The 10,694-nt window shown below is 36.9% G+C and carries 9 protein-coding genes; 2 read left to right on the top strand and 7 right to left on the bottom strand.

Annotated elements, in window-relative coordinates; genetic code table 11:
- Positions 1 to 369 precede the first annotated feature (369 nt).
- Positions 370 to 525 (top strand): hypothetical protein, encoded by a 156-nt coding sequence (locus ACFFHT_RS06280; protein WP_382374517.1) that lies wholly within the window; start codon positions 370 to 372, stop codon positions 523 to 525.
- A 58-nt stretch (positions 526 to 583) separates the two neighbouring features.
- On the opposite strand, the gene glmS is transcribed toward ACFFHT_RS06280, so the two are convergent.
- Entirely contained in the window at positions 584 to 2,416 is a 1,833-nt protein-coding gene (glmS, locus tag ACFFHT_RS06275) for a glutamine--fructose-6-phosphate transaminase (isomerizing) (RefSeq protein WP_382374515.1), read from the bottom strand.
- Between the two features lie 33 nt (positions 2,417 to 2,449).
- A complete protein-coding gene (locus ACFFHT_RS06270) occupies positions 2,450 to 3,223 on the bottom strand; it encodes a DeoR/GlpR family DNA-binding transcription regulator (protein ID WP_382374513.1) in 774 nt (257 codons plus the stop codon).
- A 278-nt stretch (positions 3,224 to 3,501) separates the two neighbouring features.
- Here ACFFHT_RS06270 and ACFFHT_RS06265 point away from each other — a divergent pair, with 278 nt between their 5' ends.
- The gene (locus tag ACFFHT_RS06265) at positions 3,502 to 4,449 is read left to right on the top strand and encodes a gluconeogenesis factor YvcK family protein (protein ID WP_382374511.1); all 948 of its coding nucleotides are present in this window, start codon (positions 3,502 to 3,504) and stop codon (positions 4,447 to 4,449) included.
- A 66-nt stretch (positions 4,450 to 4,515) separates the two neighbouring features.
- On the opposite strand, the gene ACFFHT_RS06260 is transcribed toward ACFFHT_RS06265, so the two are convergent.
- The 5 genes from ACFFHT_RS06260 to rlmM all read right to left on the bottom strand — a co-directional run bounded on the left by ACFFHT_RS06260 (position 4,516) and on the right by rlmM (position 10,689).
- Positions 4,516 to 5,709: an MFS transporter gene (locus ACFFHT_RS06260; protein ID WP_382374509.1), complete on the bottom strand. Its 1,194-nt coding sequence runs from the start codon at positions 5,707 to 5,709 to the stop codon at positions 4,516 to 4,518.
- Between the two features lie 92 nt (positions 5,710 to 5,801).
- Positions 5,802 to 7,784 (bottom strand): exoribonuclease II, encoded by a 1,983-nt coding sequence (locus tag ACFFHT_RS06255; RefSeq protein ID WP_382374507.1) that lies wholly within the window; start codon positions 7,782 to 7,784, stop codon positions 5,802 to 5,804.
- Positions 7,785 to 7,848: 64 nt separating this feature from the next.
- Entirely contained in the window at positions 7,849 to 8,637 is a 789-nt protein-coding gene (gene fabI / locus ACFFHT_RS06250; protein ID WP_382374505.1) for an enoyl-ACP reductase FabI, read from the bottom strand.
- 131 nt (positions 8,638 to 8,768) lie between these two features.
- The gene (dapB, locus tag ACFFHT_RS06245; protein WP_382374503.1) at positions 8,769 to 9,581 is read right to left on the bottom strand and encodes a 4-hydroxy-tetrahydrodipicolinate reductase; all 813 of its coding nucleotides are present in this window, start codon (positions 9,579 to 9,581) and stop codon (positions 8,769 to 8,771) included.
- Positions 9,582 to 9,591: 10 nt separating this feature from the next.
- On the bottom strand, positions 9,592 to 10,689 hold the full coding sequence (gene rlmM / locus ACFFHT_RS06240) for a 23S rRNA (cytidine(2498)-2'-O)-methyltransferase RlmM (RefSeq protein WP_382374501.1): 1,098 nt from the start codon (positions 10,687 to 10,689) through the stop codon (positions 9,592 to 9,594).
- Between the last annotated feature and the right edge of the window lie 5 nt (positions 10,690 to 10,694).

Here is a 10,694-nt window from a genome sequence, read left to right as displayed (position 1 = left end):
ATCGTTTTGGTGAATCAGCACCAGCAGGTGAATTATTTAAACTCTTTGGTTTCACTGTTGAGAATGTGGTAGCAAAAGCAAAAGAGATTTTGTAATTTATCATTCTTGATTTGATTAAATTAAATAGACCTCTTCTTATCACATATAAGAAGAGGTTTTTTTTGATAAATATACTTACTTTGAGGAATAATCTAGATTTGTAATGAAATTTGTGTTATGGTATGTATAAAATGTAAGCTATTTTTTATTTTACTTGTAAGTGTATATTAAAAATAGCTTAATGTTGAGTTGTACTTAATATGGTTAAGATGTACTAAATAACTTTCTTGTTTCATAAATATTGTGAGAGATATAACAGGAGTATAAACGATGAATACAGATCTAGAAAAAATAGAACATATTCACCGAGTTCAAAAGCAAAATTTGAAAGAGAGAATTGATATGGTACAAAAAGGTGGTTTAGTTGATGAAATTCAGAAAAAACACTTACGCCATCGTGTTAAAACCTTATCTCAAGTAAAGTAATATGATATTAAAAATTTAAGGGCAGAGATTTTAAATCTGCCCTTAATATTTACAATGATTACTCAACTGTAACTGCTTTAGCTAAATTTCTTGGTTGGTCAACATCAGTACCTTTAATAATTGCCACATAGTAAGAAAGTAATTGCATCGGTACGGTATAGAAGATTGGAGCAACTAATTCATTAACTTTTGGCATGGTGATAATTTTCATATTATCACTATCTTTGAATCCAGCTTCTGCATCCGCAAAAACATATAACTGACCACCACGAGCACGCACTTCTTCAATATTAGATTTTACTTTTTCTAATAATTCATTGTTTGGTGCGACAACGATTACTGGCATATCTGCATCAATTAAAGCTAATGGCCCATGTTTTAATTCACCAGCAGCGTAAGCTTCTGCATGAATGTATGAAATCTCTTTCAATTTCAATGCAGCTTCCATAGCGATTGGATAGAATTCACCACGCCCTAAGAATAAAGCATTATGTTTTTCGGCAAAATCTTCAGCAAGTTTTTCAATTTGTTTATCAAACACTAATGCTTTTTCGATATCGGTTGGAATACTATTTAGTGCTTGTACAATTTCGCGTTCTTTCTCTGCAGAAATACTGCCATTTAATTTACCAATCGCTACCACTAGCATTAACATAGAGACTAATTGTGTTGTGAATGCTTTGGTTGAAGCCACGCCAATTTCTACGCCGGCACGCGTCATAAAAGCAAGATCAGATTCACGAACTAATGATGAGCCAGCAACGTTACAAATTGTCATTGCTGCCATATAGCCTTTTTCTTTAGCTAACCGTAATGCTGCTAAAGTATCCGCTGTTTCACCTGATTGCGAAAGCGTGAGTAATAAGCTATTTGGACGAGTAACAAATTTACGATAACGGAATTCAGAAGCGATTTCTACATCACAGCTTACGCCTGCTAAGGCTTCAAACCAATAACGTGCCACCATACCTGAGTTGTATGAGGTACCACAAGCAACAATTTGTACGTGCTTCACATTTTCTAAAATACTTTTTGCTTTGCTACCAATACTTTCAACAATTACGCTATCGTGTGCAATACGACCTTCTAAAGTATTAATAATAGCAGTAGGTTGTTCGAAAATTTCCTTTTGCATAAAGTGGCGGAACTGACCTTTATCTGCAGCATCTTGTTCTAAGTTAGACTCAGAAATGGTACGTTCAACTTGCTCACCTAAGCGATTGTAAATTGTTACTTGACGACGGGTGATTTCTGCCACATCGCCCTCTTCAAGGAAACTAAATCGGCGTGTAACATTTAATAAAGCTAATTGGTCAGAAGCTAAGAAATTTTCGCCTACTCCATAACCGATAACTAATGGGCTACCAGAACGTGCAGCAATGAGATGTTCTGGTTGTTGACGGTGCAGAACCACCATACCATACGCACCAGTTAATTGTTTAACTGTTTGCTGCACAGCACGTAATAAATCTTGGCAAGATTGAAATTCCCAATGTACTAAGTGAGCAATGACTTCAGTATCTGTTTGAGAGGTAAATTGGTAACCACGTTGTTGAAGTTCAACTTTAAGTTCTTGATAATTTTCAATAATTCCATTATGTACTACCGCAATATCACTTGACATATGTGGGTGTGCATTTGCTTCTGATGGCTCGCCATGCGTTGCCCAACGGGTATGTGCGATACCTGTTCCACCCACTAAAGGCTGTTGTTCAACGGCATCGTCTAAGGCTTTTACTTTACCGACACGGCGAACACGTTGTAAATTGTGTTGGTTATCAACGACTGCTACACCAGCAGAATCATAACCACGATACTCTAAACGGTGTAAACCTTGAATTAAGATTTCTGCAACATCACGTTGTGCGACTGCACCAACAATTCCACACATAATTTTTTCCTTTGTTGAATAGTAAAAATAAAGTTATTTGGCAGAAGCAATTAATACTTCTACACCAAGATCTTCAATTTGTTTTTTGATGATTAAATCAATCTGATCATCGGTAATCAAATAGTGAATCTGTTGCCACGTCAGTTCCAAATTTGGCATTTTGCGACCAATTTTTTGCGATTCAACCATAACAATAACTTCACGAGAAACATCTGCCATAACACGACTTAAACCAACCAGTTCATTAAAGGTCGTTGTACCACGTTGTAGATCAATACCATCAGCACCAATAAATAATTGATCGAAATCATATGAACGCAATACTTGCTCGGCGATTTGACCTTGAAATGAATCTGAAGAAGAATCCCAAGTACCGCCTGTCATTAATAAAGTGGGTTCATTTTCGAGCTGGCGTAGTTCTGCGGCAACATTTAGAGAGTTTGTCATTACCACTAAACCTTGCTTTTTATTTAATTGACTGATGAGAGCCGAAGTTGTACTACCTGTGTCAATAATGATACGGTTGTGATCACGAATTTGTGCGGCGGCAAGCTTAGCAATAGCAAGTTTTTGTGGTGATAATGCTTCATTTTCTTCATCATCAGCTAATGCTTCTGCTGGCATTAAAATTGCCCCACCATAACGACGGAGTAGTAATCCACTTTGCTCCAAAGCGGATAGATCTTTACGAATCGTAACTTCTGAAGTTTCAAATTGATTGACAAGCTGTTCTACGGTAACTTCACCTTGCTCTTCAAGGCATTTTAAAATGGCATGACGACGTTGTTTGGTATTTCTTTTACTCATTATATTTCGGTTTGGTCTATTTAAATTTCGGAGCGAAATATAGCAAATTGTAAAAGGAATAACAAACTTTATTTTTAAAATTCAAATAATCGTTGGATCGACTAACAGGATAAAGAAAGTTAGAATAGGTCACCTATTGGCAGTAACTGATTGGAATTGCGGATATTTTTATCTGTTGTGTTGTGGAAAAAATCACTACAACTTTTAGTGTTGTTTATTTTTATGGCATATCAAAAGTTACTGCAATTTTATAAAAAGATTAATTACAAGGTTTATTTATGGTAGTTTCCTCAGTTGTTACACCCAATTTAAATGAGGCTCGCCGTATTGTGGCTATTGGCGGTGGGCATGGATTAGGGAGAGTGATGTCAGCACTCAGTTTTATGCGTTCTCGATTAACAGGGATTGTAACAACGACTGATAATGGCGGCTCAACAGGTAGAATTCGCACTGAATTTGGTGGGATTGCTTGGGGTGATTTGCGTAATTGTTTAAATCAAATTATTACCACACCGACAACAGCTTCGGAATTATTTGAATATCGCTTTAGTGGTGAAGGAGAATTGGCTGGGCATAATTTAGGCAATTTGATGTTAAAAGCCTTAGAGAATATCAAAGTACGCCCATTAGAAGGGGTAAATTTGATTCGAGAATTATTGCATGTAGAGCCTTTTATTATTCCGATGTCAGAGAAACCCGCACAATTAGCTGCGGAGTTACATAATGGTGAAATGATTATTGGGGAAGTTAGTATTGATAATTTGCAAGAAATTCCGCAAAAATTAAGTATAGAACCCGTTGTTCCTGCTACTCCAGAAGCAGTGGCAGCGATTGAGCAGGCAGATATTATTTTATTAGGACCAGGAAGTTTTTTTACCAGTATTTTACCGCCATTATTGCTAGCAGAGATTAAAGCTGCTATTGCACAGAGTCATGCTATTAAAATTTTTATCGATAATTTAGGGGCAGAGCATAGTCCATCGGCACAATTAGATCTCATGGCAAGAGTAAATTGGGTAAATTGCTATCTTGGTAAATCTGTTATTGATGGGGTGATTACTGGTGTGGAGATGACTTTATCAGAACAGTTTAAACAACAGCACTGCGTTTTATCTCGAAAATTAAATGCGGATGACGTGAGTTATCGACATGATCGTGCATTATTAAGCCATGCGTTAGAAGATGTGATTGAAGCAATAAAAATTAGGCAAAAACGTTTTGCTTAGGATCTATAAGATGTTTTTTTATCGATGTTGTAAGCAAGAATATTTATAGATCCTAATTTTACAAAATTAAATTTTTTCTAATTTAGTTTGATATTTGCCTCTTACGATGAAGTGGTAAAGAATTAAACCAATTATTGCGACTAAAGTATTAACCCAATACATAAGATTAAAATCAAAGGCACTAACCAGCATACTTAGTAGTATAGAACCTAAACCGATACCTAAATCAAGAAAGAGAAAATAAGTCGCTGTTGCTGCACCAGCACGTTCGCTTGGTACGACTTGTACACTGGAAGTTTGAAATGCAGGGGCAATGGCACCGTAACCTAAGCCTAAAATAGGGGCAGCAATAAAAATACCTGTGGCTGATTTTGCGATACTTAATAATGCCATACCAAGAATAAAAGCAATATAACCAGGATAAATGAGATAAGCTGCACCATAATAGTCATAAATTCTGCCAACAAATGGACGTGTAATGACGATAGTGACCGCAAATATCACAAAGAAATAACTTGCCATTGGTCCAATTCCCATTGATGTCATCATAATCGGGACGAAGACTAAAATACCTGAATAAGTAAAACTCATAAATAAGCCCATTAATGCCCAAGGTAAAGCTCGTTTCTCAATAAAACGTGTAATCTTCCAAGTTTTTTTAGAAATTGATTTTGGATGAGCTAACTCAATAGGTAACGGTTTGCGATTCGCGGCATAAAAGCCAATTAAGCCAATTAAACTACAGGCAAGAAAGAGAGCATGATCGCCAAAGTTATCTAAAATTAATAATCCAAAGAATGGACCGATAACCATAGCGATATTAACAAACATTGCAAAATAACCGATACCTTCCCCTTTACGACTATTGGGTAAGACTAATACAGCAACGGTTGCAACTGCCGTTGTTCCGATAGCGAATAACATTCCTTGAAAAAAACGATAGACAAAGAGGTATTCAACTGATGGAGAAAAGTTGAACGCAGCGGTGATAAGAAAAAAAAGTCCTGTTGAAATAAATAACATTTTTTTCTTATTTAAACTATCAATCAATTCTCCTGCAAATGGACGGCAAAGAATGCAGCCGATTTGAAAGCAAGTCATTGCCATACCTGCATCGAATGCACTACCACCATAAGAGAGCGTGATCACGATAGGCAGAGCAGAAACCATAATATATTGCACAATATAAAATACACTGCTACTGATACCATAACCAGTAAACTCTGGAGTCCAGAGTGGTTCTTTTATTGTTGTTTTCATTTGTATTCTTCCTAAGATAAGAAAGTGTTGTAGTAAGCAGTACCACAACACTTTTGCTTGTGATTATCTTTATAATAAGATTACGAGTAAGATTACGCTTTTACAGGTTCAGCTATAATGCTGCGTGTTTCAACATTAACTTCAACTAAACGTACTGACAAGAGATCCGCTAATTGATAAAGACGATTACCTTGTACATATAACGCAATATCATCACTGTTTACCTCAATCTCTTCTTTCTTATCATGAATAAAAGACATTGGCACAAAGAGATAAGCACCATTTTCTAGTAACTGTACTCGTAACCCGCCACGAGTAATATCCATAATTTGTGCTTGATAAATCGGCTTATCCGCTACTTGTTTAGCAAAATATAAACAATAGAGCCAATCTGCAATATCACGTTCAACCAAACGATTTTGTTTTCTGGCTTCTTGTAATCGAGCTAGCACATTTTCTTCAATCGGTTGTGGCGTTTGTTGTTGTAAGATAGCTTTGATTGCACGATGGTTTACCATATCTGAATATTTACGAATTGGTGAAGTCCAAGTTGCATAGGCAGTTAAACCTAAACCAAAATGAGGCGCAACTTCTGCTTTAAATTCAGCAAATGTGAGATAGCGGCGTAAACGAGTTTCAAAGTATTCTTGTGAAAGTTGATCAAGGTCGTGTTGCATTTGGCAATAACCATCAAGTGTCGTTAAACTTTCCACACTATAACGTTGCTCAAGTTCAGTTTGATTACTTCCATTAGCAAGATGTTTTAATAGGAAATTACTTGCTGCTGGTAAGAATTTCTTATCAAAACCAGAATGTGTATTGAAGATACCCGCTACTTGATGTGTAGCTAAAAATTGTGCCGCACAAGTATTTGCAATAATCATACACTCTTCAACAATGCGATTCGCAATACGACGATAATCAGCTCGAATCTCAGAAATTTCTCCATTATCTGCCAAGATAAAATTATAATCAGGACGATCTTTAAATAAGATTGCGTGTTGTTGACGCCACTTAATTCTCGCTAAACTGAATTGATGTAGTGCATCAATTTGCGTCTTAATAATGTCGTTGGTTGGTTGCCACGCATTTGGTTGTTGTTCTAAATAATCTGAAACTGCGTCATAAGCAAGTTTTGCTTTAGAACAAATCCATGCCAAAGTAAAACTTGGCTCAGTAGTAACATTTCCCTCAAGATCTGTTTCAATAAAACAGACTAAGGCAGGACGCTTTTCCCCCTCTACCAATGAACAGAGATCATCAGATAACTCACGAGGGAGCATTGGAATATTAAAACCTGGTAGATAATTGGTAAAACAGCGTTGTTTTGCATCAAGCTCAATTTGTGAATCCAATGGAATATAGGCAGTTGGATCTGCGACTGCCACAGCGAGTTTCCAACCAACTTGTGAACTATCTTGCATCAATGGGGAAATAGATAAGGCATCATCCATATCTTCCGTACTTTCTGAGTCAATCGTAACAAAATTTATATCTGTTAGGTCTTGCCGAATAGTGGTTTCGTCAAAAGGATACTGATCTAACCCAGCTACCGCTGTACGAGGTTGTTCATGGCGAGCAAGGGTTACCCACCAAGCTGTTTTTGGATCATCATGATGACAAATAAATTGCGTTACTTGAGCAAAGAAAAACCGATCATCTCGTAATGGATGAGTTTTTAATTCAGCTACTACCCAATCACCATTGGCTAGCGTTTCAGTAGCTTTTTTATGCACATTCGCCGAGATCGGTTGTTTAATATTTGGATGATCTACAAAAAGTTGCAGTTTATTGTCTTTATTAAAGCGAACTCGAGCAATAAAGCGTGTTAGCATTGGTTCTAGCAAACTATCTGGTTCCGCTTGCTCTTTATCTCCAACAGTTTCAATGAGTGCTTTAATTTTGTCACCGTGCATTACCTTTTTCATTGCTTGTGGAGGAATGAAATAACTTTTCTTTTCACATTCCAAAAAACCATAAGCCTTGTCAGTTGCTTTTACAACACCTTCTACATGCGGTTTACTATCACGAATTTGTTGTTTGAGTTGGCTAAGAAGAGGATTATCTAGAAGCATATTTTATCCGATTAAAAACAAAAAAATTCGCTCCGTTAGGACGGAGCGAAATAATAAGAAAGGATTAATCTAGGTCTAATTCACTCATTGCAACAGTACTGAAGCCTGCATCAACGTGAACAACTTCACCAGTGATACCCGCAGCTAGATCAGAACATAAGAATGCTGCAGTATTACCTACATCTTCAATGGTGACTGTACGGCGAAGCGGTGCAGTATTTTCAAAATGACCTAACATTTTCTTGAAATTTTTGATTCCAGATGCCGCTAAAGTACGAATTGGGCCTGCAGAAATTGCATTTACACGGATACCTTCTTTACCCATTGCAGATGCCATATAACGAGTATTAGCTTCAAGAGAGGCTTTTGCTAATCCCATTACATTATAATTTGGAATAGCACGTTCAGCTCCTAAGTAAGAAAGGGTAACTAAAGCTGCACCTGGATTAAGATTTGCACGAGCTGCTTTTGCCATTGCAACAAAGCTGTAAGCACTAATATCATGTGCAATACGGAAACCTTCACGATTGACGGCATTAACATAATCTCCATCAAGTTGATCACCTGGTGCAAAAGCGATAGCGTGTACGAAACCATCAAATTTATTCCAGTGTTTATGTAATTCATTAAAACAATTTTCGATACTTTCATCAGTACCAACATCACAAGGGAGCACAATAGAAGAACCTAGTTCTTTTGCAAACTCTTCAACACGACCTTTCAACTTGTCATTTTGATAGGTAAAAGCAAGTTCTGCGCCTTCACGATGCATTGCTTGTGCAATACCATAAGCGATAGAACGATTGCTAGCGACACCAGCGATTAAAATACGTTTATTAGTTAAAAATCCCATAATTTATCCTATTTGAGTTGCAGTTAAACGGGCGAATTATAGCAGAAATCGAAAGTGGAACAAATCAGACCGAATGGTATTCACTATAAGATAAAAGTAGAAAGCCCAGTGAATACTGGGCTGAGAAACTTTTATAGTGAGTTTAGGTTTAATACATCAGTCATATCAAACAAGCCTTTATCGTGGTTTGCTAACCATTTGGCAGCACGAACTGCACCATTAGCAAAAGTCATACGACTAGAGGCCTTATGTGCAATTTCAACTCGCTCACCTTCATCTGCAAACCACACAGTGTGTTCACCCACCACATCACCAGCACGAATAGTAGCAAAGCCAATTTGATCCTGTTTACGTTCGCCAGTGATTCCTTCACGAGCATATACTGCGTGTTGTTTAAGATCTTTCCCCATTGCTTTTGCGATATGTTCTCCCATAGATAATGCAGTACCTGATGGAGCATCTACTTTATGGCAATGATGCGCTTCAATAATTTCAATATCGCAATAATCTCCCATGACTTTTGCTGCTTTTTCGAGGAGTTTAAAAACAAGATTAACACCGACACTATAATTTGACGCAAAAACAATACCAATTTTTTCCGCAGCTTGTTGAATAGCTTGTTTACCCTGGTCATCAAATCCTGTAGTACCAATCACCATTTTTTTATTGTGAGCCACACAAAGTGCCAAATGATTGAGCGTACCTTCAGGGCGAGTGAAATCGATAAGTAAATCGAATTGTTCGATTTTTGCTGATAAGTTATCAGTAATTTCTATACCATTATGCCCTACTCCAGCCAATTCACCCGCATCACTGCCAAGTAAACTTGAGCCTGAACGTTCAAAGGCAGCAGTGAGTGTCACTCCTTCAGTTTTGCTTACAGCTTGAATCAGTTGGCGTCCCATACGTCCACCTGCACCAACTACGGCAATTCTTAATGTCATATATTTATCCTTATTTCTTTGTTTTTAAACGAATATGTACAGTAATTTCTTCTCGGTCATGATAAAGATGCTTTGCTTGCATTTGATAATCAAGATCAGCATCAATTAATCGTTGTTCAATTAAGAAAAGACATTTTCGCACTTCTATGTAACGTTTTTTCATTGGTAATTTTAGATTAAAGATTGTTTCTTGACACCAACCATTCACTAGCCATTTTGCAATTAATTCAGCAATGCGAATAGGTTGTTCGACCATATCGCAAACTAACCAATCAATTTTACGTTTTTTGGGCGGTTGGAATTTGAAGCCATCTTCTGGACAATGTTCAACACGTCCTGTTTCTTGTAAAGACTCTGCAACTTTACCGTGATCTACGGCGTAAACAAATAATCCACGTCTGACTAATTGATATGTCCAACCACCTGGACAAGCCCCTAAGTCCACGGCATATTGTTGGTCAGTAAGACGTTTAGTTTCTTCTTTTTCTGTTAAAAATGTTTTAATTGCTTCTTCTAATTTAAGAGTTGAGCGACTTGGTGCTTCGGCAGGAAAACGTAATCGTTTTATTCCCATAAAATCAGGCGAATGATTATGATTAAAAGAATAACCTACAAAGCAACTATTCGATTCGGTAAAAAAGAGATGTAAGGTAAAAGGTTGCGTTTTTGCGTTTGTTTGGTGACTAAGATAACCAGCTTGTTTTAATTTTTGCCGTAATGGTACGGTAAATTTGCGACAAAACGGGAGTAACTCTTTTGCTTGATTTGTATCTGCTGTTTCAACCCACACTTCTGTCATTGCATTTAAATCAAGATCTACTTGGGAAAGTAAAGCCATAATCGGCGAAATACGATCTGCTGTTGAAGTAAAGGTAAGTTGCTGAATAACAGCAAACCATTGTCGACAAAATATTAACGTATTAAATTCAAGATGTTGAATTAATAACTTTACTTCTTCGGCACTGTTACATTCAAAAATGACAAAAGCACTATCTGGCTCTGTACGAGCAAAGCCATATACACCTAAATCAGTTGCTTTATCATTAATTTCTGCTGCTGTTTCTTTTTCAAATCCAGCACGGCAATATAAAATAAGTTGATTTGTCATAATAA

This window comes from Gallibacterium melopsittaci (assembly GCF_042433085.1).
In the GTDB taxonomy this organism is placed as follows: domain Bacteria; phylum Pseudomonadota; class Gammaproteobacteria; order Enterobacterales; family Pasteurellaceae; genus Gallibacterium; species Gallibacterium melopsittaci.
The sequence above is the reverse complement of the archived record's forward strand: the minus strand, read 5'-3'. Positions and strand labels throughout refer to the sequence as shown.